This window comes from Mycobacterium branderi, from assembly GCF_010728725.1.
Taxonomy (GTDB): Bacteria; Actinomycetota; Actinomycetes; order Mycobacteriales; family Mycobacteriaceae; genus Mycobacterium; species Mycobacterium branderi.
Genome location: NZ_AP022607.1, coordinates 21,492 through 40,999 on the forward strand (window position 1 = coordinate 21,492; position 19,508 = coordinate 40,999).

15 protein-coding genes and 2 pseudogenes are annotated in these 19,508 nt (G+C 65.5%); 5 read left to right on the top strand and 12 right to left on the bottom strand.

Annotation, left to right across the window (positions count from 1 at the left end):
• Positions 1-39: 39 nt before the first annotated feature.
• The 3 genes from G6N47_RS25035 to G6N47_RS25045 all read right to left on the bottom strand — a co-directional run bounded on the left by G6N47_RS25035 (position 40) and on the right by G6N47_RS25045 (position 2,809).
• On the bottom strand, positions 40-1,224 hold the full coding sequence (locus G6N47_RS25035) for a cytochrome P450 (protein ID WP_083130734.1): 1,185 nt from the start codon (positions 1,222-1,224) through the stop codon (positions 40-42).
• A gap of 150 nt (positions 1,225-1,374) precedes the next feature.
• A complete protein-coding gene (locus G6N47_RS25040) occupies positions 1,375-2,196 on the bottom strand; it encodes an NAD(P)-dependent oxidoreductase (protein WP_139799404.1) in 822 nt (273 codons plus the stop codon).
• Between the two features lie 7 nt (positions 2,197-2,203).
• Positions 2,204-2,809 carry a TetR/AcrR family transcriptional regulator gene (locus G6N47_RS25045; protein WP_083130737.1) on the bottom strand — a complete coding sequence of 202 codons (606 nt, stop codon included), beginning with the start codon at positions 2,807-2,809 and terminating at the stop codon, positions 2,204-2,206.
• Positions 2,810-2,945: 136 nt separating this feature from the next.
• Between G6N47_RS25045 and G6N47_RS25050 the strand changes: the two genes are divergently transcribed.
• A complete protein-coding gene (locus tag G6N47_RS25050; protein ID WP_083130894.1) occupies positions 2,946-4,175 on the top strand; it encodes an amidohydrolase family protein in 1,230 nt (409 codons plus the stop codon).
• 25 nt (positions 4,176-4,200) lie between these two features.
• A complete protein-coding gene (locus tag G6N47_RS25055; RefSeq protein WP_083130738.1) occupies positions 4,201-5,415 on the top strand; it encodes a cytochrome P450 in 1,215 nt (404 codons plus the stop codon).
• 48 nt (positions 5,416-5,463) lie between these two features.
• Here G6N47_RS25055 and G6N47_RS25060 read toward each other — a convergent pair whose 3' ends face one another.
• The 5 genes from G6N47_RS25060 to G6N47_RS25080 all read right to left on the bottom strand — a co-directional run bounded on the left by G6N47_RS25060 (position 5,464) and on the right by G6N47_RS25080 (position 11,211).
• A complete protein-coding gene (locus G6N47_RS25060) occupies positions 5,464-6,216 on the bottom strand; it encodes an enoyl-CoA hydratase (protein ID WP_083130739.1) in 753 nt (250 codons plus the stop codon).
• Positions 6,217-6,219: 3 nt separating this feature from the next.
• Positions 6,220-7,362 (bottom strand): acyl-CoA dehydrogenase family protein, encoded by a 1,143-nt coding sequence (locus G6N47_RS25065; protein ID WP_083130740.1) that lies wholly within the window; start codon positions 7,360-7,362, stop codon positions 6,220-6,222.
• A 6-nt stretch (positions 7,363-7,368) separates the two neighbouring features.
• On the bottom strand, positions 7,369-8,673 hold the full coding sequence (locus tag G6N47_RS25070) for an FAS1-like dehydratase domain-containing protein (protein ID WP_083130741.1): 1,305 nt from the start codon (positions 8,671-8,673) through the stop codon (positions 7,369-7,371).
• A 10-nt stretch (positions 8,674-8,683) separates the two neighbouring features.
• Positions 8,684-9,538, bottom strand: coding sequence for a mycofactocin-coupled SDR family oxidoreductase (locus G6N47_RS25075; RefSeq protein ID WP_083130742.1), 855 nt, complete (start codon positions 9,536-9,538; stop codon positions 8,684-8,686).
• Positions 9,539-9,687: 149 nt separating this feature from the next.
• A complete protein-coding gene (locus tag G6N47_RS25080) occupies positions 9,688-11,211 on the bottom strand; it encodes a class I adenylate-forming enzyme family protein (RefSeq protein ID WP_083130743.1) in 1,524 nt (507 codons plus the stop codon).
• A gap of 56 nt (positions 11,212-11,267) precedes the next feature.
• Between G6N47_RS25080 and G6N47_RS25085 the strand changes: the two genes are divergently transcribed.
• The gene (locus G6N47_RS25085) at positions 11,268-12,290 is read left to right on the top strand and encodes an acyl-CoA dehydrogenase (protein WP_083130744.1); all 1,023 of its coding nucleotides are present in this window, start codon (positions 11,268-11,270) and stop codon (positions 12,288-12,290) included.
• 107 nt (positions 12,291-12,397) lie between these two features.
• Positions 12,398-13,198 carry an enoyl-CoA hydratase-related protein gene (locus tag G6N47_RS25090; RefSeq protein ID WP_163659859.1) on the top strand — a complete coding sequence of 267 codons (801 nt, stop codon included), beginning with the start codon at positions 12,398-12,400 and terminating at the stop codon, positions 13,196-13,198.
• 393 nt (positions 13,199-13,591) lie between these two features.
• Here the strand turns inward: G6N47_RS25090 and G6N47_RS25095 are convergent, their stop codons facing one another.
• From G6N47_RS25095 to G6N47_RS30400, 4 genes and pseudogenes are all read right to left on the bottom strand, one after another.
• The gene (locus tag G6N47_RS25095; RefSeq protein WP_139799398.1) at positions 13,592-13,912 is read right to left on the bottom strand and encodes a hypothetical protein; all 321 of its coding nucleotides are present in this window, start codon (positions 13,910-13,912) and stop codon (positions 13,592-13,594) included.
• Positions 13,913-14,019: 107 nt separating this feature from the next.
• On the bottom strand, positions 14,020-15,210 hold the full coding sequence (locus G6N47_RS25100; protein ID WP_083130895.1) for an acyl-CoA dehydrogenase family protein: 1,191 nt from the start codon (positions 15,208-15,210) through the stop codon (positions 14,020-14,022).
• Positions 15,211-15,258: 48 nt separating this feature from the next.
• Positions 15,259-16,239, bottom strand: a pseudogene (locus tag G6N47_RS30395) (acyl-CoA dehydrogenase family protein); the annotation flags it as partial.
• Between the two features lie 189 nt (positions 16,240-16,428).
• Positions 16,429-17,661 (bottom strand): annotated as a pseudogene (locus G6N47_RS30400) (acyl-CoA dehydrogenase family protein); the annotation flags it as partial.
• A gap of 298 nt (positions 17,662-17,959) precedes the next feature.
• Here G6N47_RS30400 and fadD4 point away from each other — a divergent pair.
• Entirely contained in the window at positions 17,960-19,489 is a 1,530-nt protein-coding gene (gene fadD4, locus G6N47_RS25110) for a fatty-acid--CoA ligase FadD4 (protein WP_083130746.1), read from the top strand.
• Positions 19,490-19,508: the final 19 nt, after the last annotated feature.

Here is a 19,508-nt window from a genome sequence, read left to right on the forward strand (position 1 = left end):
GCCTTAGCGGCGGGCGCGGTCGCTGACGGCAGGCCAAGCTCAAGTCCAGCGCAGCGGCAGCGAGGTCAGCGAAAACGTGTTGGCGGGGAAGTGGATCCGCGGGGTGTAGCCGGGCGCCAGCTCGAAATCCGGGATGCGGTTTAACCATTCGTTGATCACGAAGGTGAGCTCCATCCGTGCAAGGTGTGAGCCCAGACAGCGGTGCGGGCCGCCGCCGAAGCCCCAATGCCGGTGGACGTGCCCGTCCATCACCAAAGAGTTGGTCGAGGTGTCGTCGCTGTCATCACGGTTGATCGCCGCCAGACACAGCATCACCGGGGTTTCCGCTGGCAGCCGGACGCCGCCGATGGTGACCGCTTCGGTGGTCACCCGCGGTGTCATCGGCGCGGGCGGTTCCAGCCGCACGATCTCCTCGATGAACACCTTGACCTGCTCGGGATCGCGGCGCAATTCCGCGCGCAGGACCGGGTTACGGGCCAGCTCGAGCAGGGAAAAACCGATAGCCGCGGTCACCGTATCCAGCCCGGCCAGCACGAACAGATAGCTCAACCCAATCGCCTCGGCGTCATCGAGCGGTTCCTCACCAGTGAGCACCTGCGACAAGATGTCCGGACCCGGATTGGCCCGGCGCTCATTGATGGCGTTGGTCAAATAGGTGAACAGCTCCACCGCCGGAGCCAGATCGGCACCCTCGAGTGACGGGCCGTAGTCGGCCAGCGCGATGACGGCGTCCTTCCAGCGGATCAGTTGATCGCGGTCGCTCAGCGGCAGCCCGTATAGCGTCAAGAACACCTGCGACGGATACGGAATGGCGATGTCGGTGACCGCGTCGCACTGGCCCCGAGCCGCGATGTCGGTGATGATCTGGGCGGCCTGAGCTTGCAGATCCGACATCATCGCATTCAGGGTGTGCGGGCTGAAGAAAGGCTGCAGGATCTTGCGGAACCGGGTGTGTTCCGGAGGGTCGAACGATATGGGTACCAGCGGCATCGGGCTGCCGAGCATGTCGAAGGCCTTGCGCGACGAGTAAACCTCCGGAGTGCGCAACGCATGCAAAACGTCGTCGCGGCGAGTCAAGTGGTAAAAGTTGTGTGTCAGTACAACCGGTCCCAGCTCCCGCAGTGCCGCCCACCCCGCACCTCGATCGTCCGCCATGGGCAGGGAGGTCCATTCCACCTCGGGGACACCATCAATACCGGTTCCCGCCTCCGGAACGGTAGTCATGAAAACTCATCTCCTAATCGCCGCACTGCGACTAGCCGCCGCCAACCGGCCCGCACCAATCTAGCTATTTGTTTATCTCATTAAGATAGAAGACTTGTTCTGATTCCGGCAAGCCTTCGCGACATTCGCGGCATCCGTACTGGGCGGTCATCACTTCTCCGGTGGCAGTTCGGTCAGGTTCAGCGGACCGCTGTGCACAGCCGTATGCAGCAAACCCAAGTCCACCTCTGCTTCGGCGGCGGCAGCGACGGCCGCTGCGAAGTCCTTGCGCAAAAACGGTGCGGCGATGTTCGCGAAAGCATCGATGCCACCGGTGCTTTGGACATACATCGCCGCTTTGCTCCCACCGCTGCACACCGACAACGCGGTGAGCAACGCCTCGGGTTCAATGCGCAGCCGGCGCCCCACTTCCACCGCGGCGGCGACGAGTTGGGCATTGGCGGCAAAGAGCACATTGTTGATCAGCTTGATATTGAGGGCACTGCCCAATTCGCCGGTGGCGATGATCGGGTCGGCGTAAGCCGCGAGCACCGGTTTGACCCGTTCAACAGCCTCGTCGGGGCCTCCGACCAAAACCGTCAGGTTCCCTGCGGCGATATCGTCAGCGGTTCCGCTCACCGGAGCATCGAGAATCGCCCCCCGCGTCGCGTTGGCGAGCTCGGCGAGTGTGGAGACGTTTCCGGTGGTGTGCGAGACGAGGACCGCACCCGGCTTGGCGTTGGCAAGCAGACCATGGGGTCCGGCGGCGACCGCACGCAGTTGCTGGTCGGAGAACAGACACGAGATCACGACATCGCTGCGCGCAGCCAGCTCGCCGATCGAATCGGCAAGCCGCGCACCGGCTTTGGCCAACCGGTCGCGCACTTCGTCGCGACGCGCATAGACCAGGACATCACGGTCGGCCTGCAGTAACTGCCGCACCATCGGTTCGCCCATCTGCCCGGCGCCGATGAAGCCGATCGCGTCATCCACCGCGGACTCACTCATCGGGGCCGGCCATGCGGAAGATCATCTCGGCCACGACGGCGATCATCTCATCGGGGTCGAGGGCGACCCACTGGGACTGCACCGAATGCCAGGCGCGCTCCAGTAGCCCCATCGCCGCCGCTCCGACGACCTCAGGTGAATGGGCGGCACCGCCGATTGCCTGCCCGAGCCGCCATGTGGCCCGGGTGACCATTCGGTTGCGCGAACGCCGAAACGCCTCGTCGTCGGGCGCCGAGGAATAGGCCGATAAAACGAACGCGCCATGGCGGTCCATGTACTCGAAATAATCGCTGACCCACCCCCGCACGTCGGCCAGTTGATAGGGCCGCGGCAACGTCTTCCATCGCGCGATCACAGCCAGCTGATCGTGGTAGGCATTCTGACCGAGTGCGTTGAAGACGTCGTGCTTGTCCTTGAAATAGGTGTAAAAGCCGGCCCGCGAGATGCCGCATGCCTCGGTGATCGCGTTGATCGGAGTGCCGGCATACCCGCGCTCCAGAAAGATCCGCCGACTCGCTTCGAGGATCTGCGCGCGCGTCCGCTCGCCACGGCCGATTTCCAGCGCATCGCCGGGGCGCTGGTCGGAAGTCACCGTCATGGCAATACTGTATCTGACAGAAGCGTCAGGTGAAAGCATCCAAGAGAACATACATATTTGGTGGATCATCTGGCTGCTACTTGACAGTTTCGTCAACAGCGGCCAAGCTCATATCAGAGCCATCACGGGAGGCACGATGACGCAGTTCACCGACGTACCGATCTTCGATGCGGATCAGCACATGTACGAGTTGCCCGAAGCACTCACAAGGCACCTGCCCGAGCGCTATCAGAAGGCCGTGCAGTTCGTGCAGGTCGGCAAGCGCACGCGGATCGCGATCCTGGGCAGGATCACCGAGTACATCCCCAATCCGACCTTCGAGCGGGTCGCCCGCCCCGGCGGGCACGAGAAGTTCTATTCGGGCCACAACACCGAGGGCCTGACGCTGCGCGAGATGCAGGGTCCGCCCATCGAAGCCCCCGCGGCGACCCGCAACCCGCAGGACCGGATCAAAGAGCTCGACCGCCAAGAGGTACGCGAAACCCTGATCTACCCGACCCTGGCAAACCTCGTCGAGCACTCAGCGGCCGAAGACCCCGAGCTGACGATGGCGATGATCCACGCCCTGAATCAGTGGATGCTCGAGCACTGGGGATTCACTTATCAGGGCCGGCTGTTCATGACCCCGGTGATCAACTGCGCCGAAGTCGACGGCGCGCTACGGGAGCTTGAGTACATCCTGGAAAATGGCGCCAAAGTCGCGCTGATCAAACCCGCACCGGTCAAAGGCTTTCGGGGCTGGCGCTCACCGGCGCTGCCCGAGTTCGATCCGTTCTGGCGCGAAGTCGAGGCGGCCGGGCTGCCCATCGTGCTGCACGCCAGCCAGCCCCCGCTCACCGAATACATCGACATGTGGGAGCCGCCGGACACCAACAGCTTCATGGAGATGAGCGCGTTTCGATGGGTGGTGCTCGGTCACCGCGAGATCGCCGACATGCTCAGCAGCCTGATCTGCCACGGCACGCTGACCAGGTTCCCCAAGCTGCGGATCGCCAGCGTCGAGAACGGCAGCTCCTGGATCCACCCGCTGTTTCACGACCTGGAAGACGTCTACAACAAGATGCCGCAGAACTTCCCCGAGCATCCGCTGGATGTCTTCCGCCGCAACGTTTGGGTCAGCCCCTTCTGGGAAGGCAAGGTTTCCGACGTCGTGCAAACCGTCGGCTGGGACAAGGTCCTGTTCGGGTCGGACTATCCGCATCCAGAAGGACTGGCTGAACCGAGGCGCTACTACCAGTACGCCGAGGGCATGGATCGGCGCCGCACCTACGACTTCATGGGCGACAATGCGCGGCGTTTCATGGGGCTTCCGATCGCCAATCCGGACCCGGAGGCGACCAAGCCGCCGGTGCTGACCCACGCATAAGTCGCCGCACGCCGAGAGGGAGCCGATGACCGAAACCGTATCGAGGGCACACGTCGACCTCGACCACCACTCGCCGCAATTCCGGGAAGACCCCTACGGGGCATTCCGCGCGATGCGCGAATCAGGTTGTCCGGTAGCGTTTTCCGATGCGCACGGCGGGTTCTGGGCACTGGTCGACTACGCACCGGTATTCGACGCTACGCGGGACGACGATCTGTTCAGCTCCTGCCCCAGCATCGGGATACCGCCCAGTCCGGTGCCGATGCCGATCCTGCCCATCGAGACCGATCCGCCGGCCACCAAGGAGCTGCGCGAGGTGACGCTGCGCCAGTTCTCCCCCGCCGCGGCGGAGAAGCTTCGGCCGGTGGCAACCGAACTCACCAATGAGCTCATCGACGCCTTTATTGAACGCGGAGAATGCGACATCGTCGGTGAGCTGACCACCCCGATGCCTGCCCGGCTGATCTTGCGGATGCTCGACTTCGACGAATCGCGTTATCGCGAATGGGTCGAATGGGTGCACACCACCGTGCACGACAGGGCACACGAACCGGAGAAGGCCGCGGCCGCGGGCATGGAGATGTTCGCCGAGATCGCCAGACACATGCAGCAGCGGCGTGAACAAGGCCTGGCCGGCGACCTGTTCAGCGACATCCTGCGCGGCACGCTGGACGGCGAACCGCTCGACGATGCCCAGATCACCATGTACGGGTTCCTGATGATGCTGGGCGGCATGGACACCACCAGCGGACTGACCGGCAACGTGCTGCTGCGGCTGTGCGAAGACCGCGACTTGCGCGACAGACTCGCCGCCGACCTCGACCTCATCGCGCAGGGCAGCGACGAGTTCATCCGGCTCTACACGCCGACACTCGGCCTGGCGCGCACAGTGACCCGGGACGCCGACTTTCACGGCCAGCATCTTCGGCAGGGTGATCGCGCGATTTTGATGTGGGGCGCCGCCAACCGCGACCCCGCGGTGTTCAGCGATCCCGACGCGCTCGATCTGCACCGCGCCAATGCCCGCAAGCACATGGCGTTTGGGGTGGGCGTTCACCGCTGTCTGGGCTCGCACATCGCCAAGATGATGTTCCAGGTGATGCTGGGCCAGATCTTCACCCGGCTACCCGACTTCGAACTTGCCGGTGTCCCTGAACGATTCGAGGACGCAGGTGAGGTTTATGCCGTGCGCAAACTGCCGATCCGGTTCAGCCCCGGCAAGCCTGTGGGAACCAGTTAGCAGCCGGCCCCGCTGTACCGCCGGGCCCGGCGATGCTCCGCCCGCACCTCAGTGACCGCGAAATTCCGGCGGGCGCCGCTCGACGAATGCCCTGGCGCCGCGGCGAAAGTCGTCGCTATCCCGCAGGGCCGACTGGCCTTCCATCTCGAGGTCCCCCACCACATCAAGTGTGGACAGCGTCGACTCGCGCAGCGCGCGTTTGATCCATCCGTAGGACATCGTCGGCCCGCTCGCCAGCGTCTGGACCACCGTCTGCAGTTCGGTGTCGTACTCGTCGTCGTCGACCAGATGCGAGATCATTCCCCACTCGAATGCTGTTGGCGCCTCGATCCTTTCAGCCAGCATGGCCATCCTCGCGGTGCGCGCCCGCCCGATCGCCGCCGGCACGAGCGCTGACGATCCACCGTCGGGCATCAGGCCGATTTTGGTGAAAGCCAGCTGGAAGAACGCCGATCGCGCGGCAACCACCAGGTCGCAGGCCAGCGCCAGCGGGCAGCCGAATCCCGCGGCAGCTCCTTGCACACCGGCGACAACGGGTTTGGGCAGGGCGGTGATCGCCCGCACCGCCTCGAGAGCGGCATCCGCGGCGCCCCCGGTGCCGCCGCCGGTCAGATCGCCTCCCGAGCAAAACGCACGACCCGCACCGGTCAGCACCACGACCCGCACCGCGTCATCGGCCCCATCGTTGAGGCGCGCCGTGAGCTCGTTGAGCATCGCCGTGTTGACCGCATTGAGCTTGTCGGGCCGGTTCAGCTCGATGCGCAGGATGGCGCCGTCTGTGCGGCAGGTGATGCCGTGCACCGTCTATAGACCCAAGTCTCGGCCGATGATGTCCTTCATGATCTCGGTGGTGCCGCCGAAGATCGTATAGATGCGCGAATCGACATAGTCACGGGCGACCCGGTATTCGTTCATGTAGCCGTAGCCGCCGTGCAGCTGCACGCAGCCGTCGATGACCTTTTTGGCCAGCTCGGTGCACCACCACTTCGCCTTGGCCGCCTCCACCGCGGTCAGCTCCCCGTCGACGACCGCGCGCAGGCACCGGTCGATGTATTGCTCACCGAGGTCGAGTTCGGTGTCCATTTCGGCAAGCAGGAACCGGTTGTGCTGGAAGCTGCCGATCGGCTGGCCGAAAGCCTTGCGGTCCTTGGCGTATTGCAGTGTCTGTCGCCAGGTTTCGCGGGCACCGGCGAGCGCCGAGATGGCGATGGACAGCCGCTCCGAGGGCAGGTTGTGCATCAGGTGATAGAAGCCGCGACCCTCCTGGCCGAGTACGTTGGTCCCCGGTACACGAACATTCTCGAAATGCAGTTCGGCGGTGTCTTGCGAGTGCAGACCCATCTTGTCGAGCTTGCGGCCCCTGGTGAAGCCGTCCATGTCGCGTTCGACGACCAGCAGCGTGAAGCCCTTGTGGCCGGCGTCGGGGTCGGTGCGGGCCACCACAACGACAAGGTCACAGTTGATGCCCGACGAGATAAACGTCTTGGAGCCGTTGACAATCCAGTCGTCACCGTCGCGCACGGCCGAGGTGCGGATACCGGCCAGGTCGCTGCCGGCGCCGGGCTCGGTCATGGCGATCGCCACGATGATCTCTCCGGTGATGATGCCGGGCAGCCAGCGCTGCTTTTGCTCATTGCTGGCCAGCGTCTTGAAGTACGGGCCGACGACGTCGTTTTGCAGGCTCAGCGCCGGAGCGACCGAACCCCACCGTGCGAGTTCCTCGTTGATGACCGCGTTGAACCGGAAATCGTCGGACCCGCCCCCACCATACTGTTCGGGCATATTGAAGCCGATCAGGCCGTATTTGCCCGCCGCCACGTACGCCGAGCGGTCCACGATCCGTTCGCGTTCCCACTTCTCGGCGTTCGGCGCCACCTCGCGCTCGATGTATTGTCGAGTTGTCTCCCGCAGCTGCTCATGCTCGGGCTCGAAAACCAGCCGCTTCACCTGAGTTCACTCTCCGTGTAGGCGGCGCATTTCCTCGCCGACTCGTCCCGATATCCGCGAGACCACCTGCGCCCCACGGCGTCTCAGCTCGTCATTGGGTGTCGGCAGCACCACCGCGCCGGTCTGCTTGGACGGCAGCAACACCTTGGCCGTTCCTTTGGTGGTGTCCTCGCCACGCTGGTTGGTCGCTTTGACTTCGATGCTGACCGGCTCGTCGGGTTCGGATCCCTTCCCGCTCACCACGCCGGTGCACTTGTGCGTGTCGCCGTGGTAGTTGAAACCGCGCAGCTGCAGTTCCATTTCGGCCAGCCAGCCGTCATCGCCTACCCAGTTGGTCAGCAGATGGCTGACCCAGGCCGCACGCATCTGCCCGTAGTCATAGGGCGCCGGAATGCCCAGGGCCTGCGCCCGCGCGGCGTCCCAGTGCAACCGCTGGACCACATCGGGCACGCCATACTCGTCGGGCACGTAGAAGGCCGGCATCCGCTTGCGCAGCTCGCGGGCGTACTTCAGCGGCCCGACGCCGTAACCGCCCCAGCCCCAGCCCATGTGCATGCTGATGATGTCGACGACGGTCAGCGGTCCCTTCATCACCGGGGTCAGCACGTCACCGACGGACACGTCCTCCCACCAGTTCGGGTCGACGCCGCGGCGCTCCTCGGCGTCGTAGACCGCGTCGACCTCGGCGAGCTCTTCGGCGGTCCAATGTTGGCGCTCGATATTTGAATATTTGCCCGACTTTTTCGAGCCCTGCCGCTCGGCGCTGATGTAGGACTCGTCGCGGGTGGCGATCGGGATGCCGTTGGCGTCGACGTAGAGGTACCGGTACGTCTCTTTGACCGAGCGTCCGCCGGAGAAACTGCTCTCCTTGACCTGCACGTCGAGGGTGTAGGTCTCGCACAGCACCGGGCGCCCGGCGTAGACCGGTTGATACCAGGTCCATTTCACTCCCGCGTAGTACTTGCCGGTACCGCGGAACAGGCCGCGGAAGAGCTTCTTGCGTTCGGGGTCGGTGAATTTCGGTGTCTGGTCCACACCGGTGCTGATCGGGAAGGTGGGCGGCGCGATCTGACCGTGCCAGCGGGTCTTGGCGCCATATCCGGGATCATGGAACAGCGGATTGTCGTCGCCGCAGCCGAAGGCGAAGTGGCTGATGGTGTCGGCGCTCGGCAGTTTGTTCCAGGCCTCGTCACGCTGGTTGACCGGGACGCCGATCTGCGCCCTGGCGCGTTCGATGTCCTCATCGGTGATGCGGCCCTCGACGGCCGCGGCATCGGCCGCCGAGCCCGCGGAGGTTTCTGCAGTGGTCATGGTGTCCTCCCTAGAACTTCAGTGTCGCCCCGGCGTCGACTTTGAATTGCAGCCCGGTGACGTAGCGCGACTCGTCGGAGGCCAGGAAGCACACCGCATTGGAGGTGTCCTGGGGCTCGATGTAAGGGATCGGCATGGCCTGCATCACCGGGAAGGCAAGCAGCGCATCCTCTTTGGTCGGATGCTCCAAGTCGGGCCGGAAAGTCCGGTACATCGGATCGCTCTGCAACATCGGCGAATCCACGTTGGTCGGGTGCACCACGTTAGCCCGAATCGACAGCAGGGCAAGCTGTTTGGCCAACGCCCTGGTGTAGCGGTCGATCAGCTGCTTGGCCAGGTTGTAACCCTCCCCACCCGGGCCGAGCGGACCGACGGTGCCGGCTGCCGCCGTTTCGGCGATCAAGCCGGCGACCGATCCGATCGTGATCACCGACGCGCCGGCCTGCAGGTACGGCAGCGCGGCGTGCACGGTGTTGACCACGCCGATGAAGTCGACGTCGAAGGCGTCCGCGAACCCCTGGATCGGTACATCGCCGCCCAACGGGCAGATGCCGGCATTGGCGACCACCACGTCGAGCTTGCCCAGTTCGCTGACCGCATCGGCCAATGCGGTGCTCAGCGCCACCCGGTCGCGCACGTCCACCTCGGCGGTGATCGCCCGTCGCCCGGTCTTCTCCACTTCCAGACCGGCCTCTTGCAGATCGTGGGCAGTGGCAAGCGGATAGCCGTTGGTGTCGATGTCATGGCAGATGTCGAAAAGGATGACGTCGGCGCCCTCTTCAGCAAGCTTGACGGCGTGGCTGCGGCCCTGACCGCGGGCGCCGCCGGTGATCAGAACGACTTTGTCCTGCACGCGACCGGCCATTGTGTTACCTGCCTTTCACTTCGATTACCGCAGTCCTGACAGCTGGTTTGACAACCAGCAACGAATTCCTTTGTCGCGCACGCGTTGAAGCGTCCCGCCCGGCACGATCAGGGGTGCAGCCACCAACGTCTCCTTAACAGTTGAATGTATTACTGATTGCCAGCGTAGCTGCTCGCCGGGGAGCCACCCAGCTGGTCGAGTAGCGCTCGCAGCCGGCGCCGGTCGACTTTCAGCGCCGCACCGCGGGGCAGCTCGTCGACGATGTAGACCCGGGCCGGCACCTCATAGGGCGTCAGCACCGATCGGCAGTGCGCGCGCAGTTCCTCCGGTGTTGCCGATGCGCCGGAACGCAACTGCACCGCCGCGACCGGGACCCGGCCGAGCCGCTCGTCGGGCATGCCATCCACCGCGGCGTCGGCCACCGCGTCATGGCCACGCAGCGCCGTCGCCACCCGGTCTGGGGCAACCTTGAACCCACCCCGCAAGATCACGTCGTCGGCCCGCCCATCGATGTAGAGAAAGCCGTCCTCATCGATGTGCGCCAGGTCGCTGGTGGTGACCCAACGCTCGGCGGAGCCGCCGACCTGCACCGAGGCCACCTGCAACCGGCCCGAGCGGCCCGGCGCCAACACAGCGCCGTCGTCATCGACGGCGCGCAGCGCCACACCGGGAAACGCCCGGCCCACACTGCCCTTCTTGGCGTGCCAACGCTCACGGAAGTCGCGCACGGTCCAGCCGGCGACGGCTCCGCAGAATTCGGTGGCGCCGTAGACGATCAGGATCGGGATCCCGTACCGCTCGTAAAACGCGTCCACCAGAGCCGGGTCGACCGGGCTGGTCCCGGCGTTGATCGCACGAACGCTGGCCAGGTCTTCACGCGGAATGTCGGAGTCCAGCACCGAGCGGATCGCCGGGGGAGGCAGACCGGCAAGGATCGGTTTGTGCTCCCTGACCGCCGCGTGCCAACCCTCGAGCGTGAAACGCTCCAGCAGAACGAAACGGCGAGCGGCCACCAGCGACTGCAGCAGCGCAAACAGGCCGCCGATGTGCACGATCGGGATGGCGACCAGCGCGACAGCGCCGGTGAACGGCGGCTTGTCCCGGACTTCGGGCCGCTCGTTGTGGCGCAGCGGTGCCGCCAGCGATGCCTCGAGCTGCCTGCGAGTCAACGGGATTCGCTTGGGCCGCCCCGTGGTACCGGAGGTGAGCATCTCGATCGCGACGGCCGGATCACCGACCGCCGGCTCACGACGTGATTCGGAGCGCGCCACGACCGCATCGCCATCGACACTCCAACCGGCCGCCCCCAGTTTTGCGACACCTTCGACGAAAGCGGGCTGCGACCAGCATTGCCCCGGGGCCAGCACCCAGGACGCGCCCGTGGCGGTGAGGTCTTCGCTCATGCGCTCCGGCGGCTGCAGCGGGCTGATCGTGACGAGGGTGCGTTCGGCGCGGAAGATCGCGATCAGTGCGCCAACCGATTCCATCCGGTTGCCCAGCACGACCGCCACCCGTCCCCCCGCGCCGCAGCCGGCGTCGCTCAGTACCCGATCGATGCGCTCGGCGAGCTGGCGCACCTCACCCCAGCGCACCCACTTGCCCTCGCACTGCACCATGTCGGCACCATCGTCGGCCGCCCACAACCGGTCGAAGACTTCACGCAGTCTCGTCATCGCCCCTTAAACTAGTTGGACATGGTTTACTAGGTCAACTTTGTAGCGAGGCGCTGATGGATTTCGGGCTCACCGATGAGCAACAACAGCTCGCCGACTCCGAGCGGTCGTGGCTGGGCCGCCGTGATCCGATCGCGCGGGTCCGTGCGGCGCTCGACGTCGCAGAGGTCACCGTCGACTCCGCCGCGGTGACGCACGCGGCCGAATCCGGGCTGATCGCGCTGCTGACCCCCGAGATGGGCGGCACCCACGTCGATTTGGCCGTGCTCAGCGAGGCACACGGCTACGCGGCCAGTTCGCTGCCGCTCGCCGATCTCGCGGTGGCGGCGTGGCTGCTTGGCCAGGCTGGGGCGGCCGAGTGCGACGCCGCCGCTGCGGGCAGCCTGCTGGTCGGTGTGGCGCGCGCGCCGCTCGCCATCGGTGCCTATGACAGCGCCAGCCTGCGTGCCGCGACCAGCCCGCTGCCGATGGCTGCCGACATGGCCGCCGTCGCGGTCGTCGGTCAGGGCCAGGACGGCGAATACCTGGCACTGGCTCGCGACCCTCACTTGGTCGGCATGAAGACGCTCGACCTCACCCGTTCATGGGCACGCCTCGGCCTCGATAGCTCGATGGGCCAACCGCACAGGTTGCCGGCCGGGACACTTGCGTATCTGCGGGATGCGATGGCGGTACACCGCAGCCTCGACGCGCTGGGCGCCGCGGCGCGGCTGCTGGAGATGACCGTCACCTATGCCGGACAGCGCCGGCAGTTCGGTGCACCCATCGGCTCGTTTCAGGCGGTCAAACATCACTGCGCCGATATGGCCGTGGCCGTGGAGGCCGCCCGCTCGGCGCTGTGGGCCGCGGCGCTGGCCCTCGACGGCGCACCCGATGCGGCCCGGTCGCGCGCCGCATCGGCGGCGGCGGCCTACGCGAAGTCGGCGGCTACCCGGGTGGCGAGCACCGCCCTGCAGGTCCACGGCGGCATCGGCTTCACCTGGGAACACGACCTTCATCTGTTGTTGCGCCGGATCAGGGTGGACGAGGCCTTCGACGGCTCCGTCGCCGAGCACCGGGCTGCGCTGGTCACCGCCTGACAGGGCCAGTCTGCGGACCGGGCCCGCGGCGGCAAGTGGCCGAGCATTAGCATATTCATTTAACTAATAGCGTCTGTGCGCACGCTGTCTGCCAGAAAGGCATGCCGATGAAGACCGTCCTGGTGAGCAGATCTCCCGGCATGGTGCACATCCAGCTGAACCGACCCGACAAGCGCAACGCGGTCAACGACGAGATGTTCGACGAACTCGGTGCAGCGGCCGAGGCGGCCAGAGACGACACCGGCCTGTCGGCCATTGTCATCTCGGGTGCCGGCCGGTCGTTCTGCGCGGGCCTCGACTTCGCCGTGCACCGCGCGTTCGCCGCGGAAGGCGCTGCCGGACAACGGCCCTACGCCGACCCCGCCGATCCGAATTCCAGCGGCCAGCGGGTGCCCGGACGCGGGCAACGGATCGTGCGGGCGCTGCGTGATGCGCCGGCGATCGTCATCGCCGCCGTGCACGGCCATGCTATCGGCGCGGGATTGCAGATCGCGCTGGGCGCAGATATCCGCATCGTCACGCCCGATGTCCAACTCGCCTGCGCCGAAATCGATTTCGGGATGACCGTGGACATGGGCGCCAGCCAGCTTCTTCCCCGACTGATCGGAAGCGGTTGCGCAACCGACCTGTTGGTAACGGGCCGGCGCATCAGCGGTGTCGACGCGACGAGTTGGGGGCTGGCCAGCCGCCTCAGCGATGACCCGTTGGCCGAGGCGCTCGACCTCGCGCACGCGATAACCGAGCGCAGCCAGCACGCCGTGCTCCAGACCAAACGCCTGGTACGGCTGGCCGAGACCGCAACCGTGGTAGAGGGCATGGGCGAAGAACTGGCCGTAATGGCGGGCAATGTCGGCAGCCCGGCGCAGGTGGCGGCGGCGCAGCGTTACTTCGCCGCGCGCAAACGTTAGGGGTAGCAGACGTGTTCGGCCGGTCCGTGACGCTGGGCATCACTGGAGAGCGGTCAGCTTATCTTTCGGATGAAGGGAAGTCAGTCGGTGATCGCGCGACAGCGACGGTGACCCGGTCATCCGAGAACGCTGGACCCGGACAGGTTGCGAGTGAACCGGTCGGTGCCTGTCGGGACGAACCCCATGTGCATCAGCCGCTGCTGGTAGAGCTCGTCAACGGTGTGCACTTCGTAAAAATTGCCCGTCCCCGCAACGAGGAGTTCCCGGGCTCTTGGTGATCTTGCTGCGGTTGCGTACGGTGACGAAGCCGGTTTCGATGGGATTGGTGGTGCGCAAATGTATCCAGCTCTCGGCCGGGAAGGTCCTACGGCGCGAACGCTTCTGCCCTCACCCTTAGTCCTCGGGGGGATCGACACCAGCAGCTAAAAACCGTGACCGGATGTCGGCGACCGCGGCCTGGAACTCAGCCTCACTGATGTGACCATGGTTGCGATTCATTCGGGCCTGAGAATGCCAGTCACGCAACATCACTATCCAGGCGTCGGGATAGTCGCGCTGTATTCGGGCGTGGTAAGCCTGGCGGTCTTCACCGGGTAGATACGGGATCCTCAGAGGGTCGAACGTATTGCTCTCTGATTGAGGCACGGCTGCTTCCTGCCGCCGGCGCGGCACGATCGGGTTCGACTTGTTGGCCTTTCCTGGGCGCCCGAGCATGGTCCGATTGTGCCTCGCGGAAAGGCTTCCGCAACATGCGGCAGCTATCACCGCACCCGTCCGGGGGCCAGCCGAACATGCAGCTTCACTGGTAAAGCGGCCGCCACCTAGCGCCCCTCGCGGGGCAGGCCCAGCCCGCGCTCGGCGATCAGCGTTCGCATGATTTCCGAGCTGCCGCCGGCAATCGTGTAGGCCCGGGCGTAGAGCCACTCGTCCTGCCAGCGCCCGGCATCGACCGCGTTCGGGTCCCCCTCGGTAAGCACGCCCGACTCACCTTGAAGTTCGAGGGCGAAGCGCGCTATCTCCAGGTTCAGTTCGCTGAACATCAGCTTGGCCATCGCCGCGTCATGGGGGCGTTCGGTGCCGCGCGACCAGCGGGTGATGTTGGCATACGTCAGTGCGGCCAGCGCCTCGACCTCGGCGCTGAACTGGCCGATCCGGTCACGGACCCGGTCGCTTTCGATGCCGGGGCGCCCATCGATTTCGACGTTGCGCGCCAAGGTGGTCAGGGCATCGACGGCCAGCCGCAGTTTGACCACAATGGCGCCCACATTGGCGCGTTCCTGAGACAGTGTCGCGGTGGCGATCCGCCAGCCTTCCCCCGGCGCTCCGATCATGGCGTCGGCCGGGACCTGGACGTCGTCGAAGAACACCTCGTTGAAATCCGACGTACCGGTCAGCTCGCGCAGCGGCCGCACGCTGACGCCGGGCGCCGACATGTCGAGGATGAACGCGCTGATGCCCTTGTGCTTGGGAGCCTCGGGATCGGTGCGGGCCAGCAGGTAGCCGTACTGCGCCCAGTGCCCATCGGTTGTCCACACCTTCTGCCCGTTGATCGTGTAGCCGTCGCCGTCAACGACTGCGCGGGTGCGCAGCGACGCCAGGTCGCTGCCGGCTTCGGGCTCGCTGAACAGCTGGCACCACAGCTCGCGGCCCGCCCGGATCGCGGGCAGATGACGGCGCCGCTGTTCGTCGGTGCCGTAATGGATTAGCGCGTGTGCTGCCAGCGCCGACCCGCTGGGTACGCCGGGGACCTGGGCGCGGGCCAGTTCCTCGCCGACGACGATCGCATGCTCGGTCGAGTAGTCGTTTCGGCCGCCGTATTCCCTAGGCCAATCGGCTCCGGCGTAGCCGGCGTCGTACAGGCGAGCCGTCCATTGCTGCAACGCCATGAGCTCGGCTTCGTTCGCGGCGCTGCGCACACCCGCGCGCGGCGGGATCTCGGGTGCGTACTTGTCGATGAAGGCGCGGACTTCATCGCGGAATTCCTCGAGTTGTGGCCCCATCCCCAATTTCATTGGGTGTTCAACCTCACCCATCAGTTCTCCTGCCGCCCGGTCACGCAGCGCCGAGGCCCGGCCGACCAGCACGGCATTGGCCTGCGCACGTCGCAGCAGCAGATGTGCCGGGTGCTCCCAGGTGAAGCCGACACCGCCGTGAACCTGGATCGCGGCCTCGGTCACGGCGACCGCGGCGTCGAACGCCGTTGCGGCGGCCAAATCGACCAGCTGCCCCGATCGGTCTGTGTCCAAAGCATCGGCCGCGGCCAGTACCTGGCTGCGCGCGCCTTCGAGCGCCACCAGCATGTCCGCGCAACGATGCGAAACGGCCTGAAAGCTGCCGATGGGGCGGCCGAATTGCTCACGTTGGCCTGCCCAGTGCACCGCCATGGCCAGCGCGCGCGACCCGACGCCGACGGAGTCGGCCGCCACCGCCAGTACAGCCCGGTGGTGTGCGGCGCGAAGTCCTTGGCGCAGTTGGCTTCCGGTGGCAACCAGCTCACCCACGGCGCCGTTGAATGCCACGCTGCCGATGGTGGAGGTGAGATCGAGCGACTGCTGTGGGGTGATCACCACGGTGTCATCAGCGGGATCGATCGACACGATCGCTTCGGTTCCGGGCTCGCCCGTGCGCGCCAACACGAGCATCACCTCGGCGACCGGTGCGCCGGCAACGAGCGGGATCAGCCCGCACAGCTGCGATCCGTCCCATTCCGGCAGATCCAAACCTGATGTCACCCAACCGCAATCGTTGACGGGCACGGCGAATGCAGCTGGGATACCGGCGATGATGCGCTTGGCGATCTCTGCCGCCCCTACCCGGGCCGCAACTTCCAGCGCGGTGAGCGTGGCCACAAGGGGTGCCGGCGCCAGCGCTTTGCCGGCCTCTTCGAGGGCGGCGTAGAGCAGGCGGGGGCGCGCGCCGGTGCCGCCGAGGGATTCGTCGGAGGCCAGACCGGGCAGGCCGAACTCGACGAGCGCCGACCACACATCAGCATCCATGGCATCGATGCGGCGGTGGACATCGAGTATTGCCGCCAGGTCCACCCGCGTTTCCAGTGCGCGGCATAGCACTTCACGCAGGGCGCGTTCATCTTCATCGGCGATCGCCAGCGGCGCGCCGGGAACGACCGCGGCGCTTTTGGCGCCGTCACCGCGGTGCGATGGCAGTCCCAGCACCGTCTCCGCGATGGTGTTGCGCTGAATCTCGGCGGTGCCCGCGCCGATCGTCGTGGCGCGGCTCATGAGGTAGCCGTAGGTCCAGCGGCCGGTGTCGACCGCTGCTGCTGCGCGACTGCCCAGGACCGCGTACGGGCCGAGCGCCCGCAGCGCCAATGCATGCAGGTGTTGTTCGAATTCGGATTTCACCAGCCGGTTGACCGATGCCACCCCGCCGGGGTCTTCGCCGCGTAGCACCGCGGCCAGGGCTCGTGCGCTGTTCGCGGCGATCGTCCGGACACCGGACTCGAGCCGGGCGATGTCCTGGCGCACCAGCGGATCACTCGCCAGGCCCTGAGCGACTGCCAGCCCGATGACCTTGTCAACAGTGCGGCGATACTTGAACTCGTCGGCCAGGAAGGCGGTGGCACGCTCGTGACCGAGCGAGGTGCGCATGATCGACCAGCCCTCGCCCTCGGCGCCGACCCGGTTCTCGACGGGCACCGCCACGTCGTCAAGGAACACCTCGGCGAAGTGCGCCGCGCCGCTGATGTCACGCAGCGGCCGCACCGCGATACCGGGGCTGTTCATCGGGATCAGCAGATAGGTGATCCCCTCCGTGCTGCGACCTGGCGGCCCCGTGCGCACCAGCGCGAACATCCAGTCGGCACGATCGGCCATCGACGTCCACACCTTCTGGCCGGTCACGCGATACATGTCCCCGTCCCGCACCGCGCGGGTCGACAGCGATGCCAGGTCGCTGCCCGCGCCGGGTTCGGAAAATCCCTGGCACCAGAACTCATCGGCCCGCAGCAACGGACGCAGGAATCGATCCTTCTGCGCCGCGGTGCCATGCCGGATCAGCGTCGGCGCCACGATGAACGACAACGGGCATGGATGCGGCGGCGCTCCTGCCGCGGTGGTCATCCGGTAGTAGTCGAGCTGGTCTTGCAGCGAGAGTTCCAGTCCCCCAACCGACTTGGGCCAGCCCGGTGCGGCCAGGTTGTTGTCGACCAGCTCGCCATGCCAGGCCCGGGCGGTTTCGATGCGGTCGGGCTTGTGGCCCGCGGATGTCGCGTCGGCCTGGCGCTGCCGCCAATCGGTCAGCAGCTTCTGCAGTCGCGCACGCCAGTCTTCAGCTCCCACAACCACCCTTAGAAAGCTAACTTGGTTATCTATCTCATTAGAGTCTGACCTGTCGTCAGCACGTTTGGCAAGCCGGCATGGAGCCGCCGATCGGCACCGGTCACCAAAGGTCACGGTGACGGTGACTCGGTTAACCAAACATTCGGCGTCGGCTCTGCGTCTCACGGTGCAATTGCCAGAAGATTCGACGCCTTCCTCGGCGGCAAGCGCGCCAAGCGCTCGCGCGACCGGTGAGGCACGACCTTCTTCTCAGCTGCCGGGCAAGCCTGACCAAGGGCAGATGTGGGGCTACACGTGTGACCGCCGGGAGCCGACCCCAGGACGATGCGTACATGCGCGAACCGCCGCGCGCACGCCTAACCGCAGCCAGACACACCAGCGCTGCAAGCCGGCGTCGAGCGGTAATGACCGTGGGCTAAGATATTAAACTATATAACTGTTCATGACGGCTACGGAGGGGCCGGTGCAGATACGAAGCCACGCGGCTGCGGAGCCCGACAAGCCGGCGATCATTCTTTACCCATCCGCAAAGGTGGTGACCTTCGGTGAGCTTGAGGCACGGGCGAATCAGCTCGCGCACTACTTCCGCAGGTCCGGACTGCGCGACGGTGATGCGATCGCCATACTCATGGAGAACAACGAGCACATCCTTGCGGTCATGTGGGCCGCCCGGCGCAGCGGGCTTTACTACGTGCCGATCAACACCCATCTGACCGCAGCCGAGGCCGCCTACATTCTGGATAACAGCAACGCTGTGGCGCTCATCGGATCCGCGGCGCTGCGCGCAACGTTGGAGGGTCTCGCTGATCATCTGCCCCATGGATTGCCCCGCGTTCTCATCATCGCAGACGACGACATGGACGGTTGGCTGCGCTATCCCGAATGTGTTGCCGACCAACCTGTTACACCGATCGATAACGAGTACGAAGGTGATCTGCTGCAGTACTCCTCAGGCACCACCGGCCGGCCGAAGGGTATCAAACGCGAGTTGCCGGGCCTGACACCGTCTGAGGCCCCCAACCTCGTCGCCCCGCTGTTGTCGGCATTGGGAATCGAGCGCACAGCCGTTTACCTGACTCCGGCCCCGCTTTACCACACAGCACCGTCGATGTGGTCCATGGGCGCACAAACAGTCGGCGCAACGACTGTGGTGATGCAAAAGTTCGATGCGGAAGGCTGTCTGGATGTCATCCAGCGTTATCGCGTCACACATGGCCAGTTCGTTCCGGCAATGTTCACCCGGATGCTGAAACTGCCTGCCACCGTGCGGGATTCATACGATGTGTCCAGTCTCGTACGAGTGGTTCATGCGGCGGCGCCCTGCCCTGTGGAGATCAAGAAGCAGATGATCGACTGGTGGGGCCCGATCGTTGACGAGTACTACTCCTCCTCCGAGGGTGCCGGAGTCACGTACATCACTGCCGATGAATGGCTGACCCACCCCGGGTCGGTGGGCCGGCCGCTGCTGGGAAAAGCGCACATCGTCGGCGAAGACGGCAATGAGTTGCCCGCGGGGCAGGCCGGTGAGATTTATTTCGAAGGCGGATACAGCTTCGAATACCTCAACGATGCGGCCAAGACGAACGCGGCAACCAACGCCTGCGGTTGGGCGACCGTCGGCGACATCGGCTATCTCGACGCCGAGGGCTATGTTTATCTCACCGACAGGCGCCACCACGTGATCATTTCCGGAGGGGTGAACATCTATCCGCAAGAGGCGGAGAACATCTTGGTCACCCATCCAAAGGTCATGGATGCAGCGGTGTTCGGGATACCCGACGATGAGATGGGCCAAAGCGTCAAAGCCGTTGTGCAGACGGTGGACCCGGCCGACGCGACCGATGTATTCGCCGACGAACTGCAGGCTTGGATACGGGAGCGCCTGGCGCATTACAAGTGCCCGCAATCCATCTCGTTCGAGGCGCAACTACCCCGCACTGACGCGGGCAAACTCTTCAAGCACGAACTCGTAAAGAAATACTCCGGAGCCTGAGGTGCACCTCTCGCGGTGG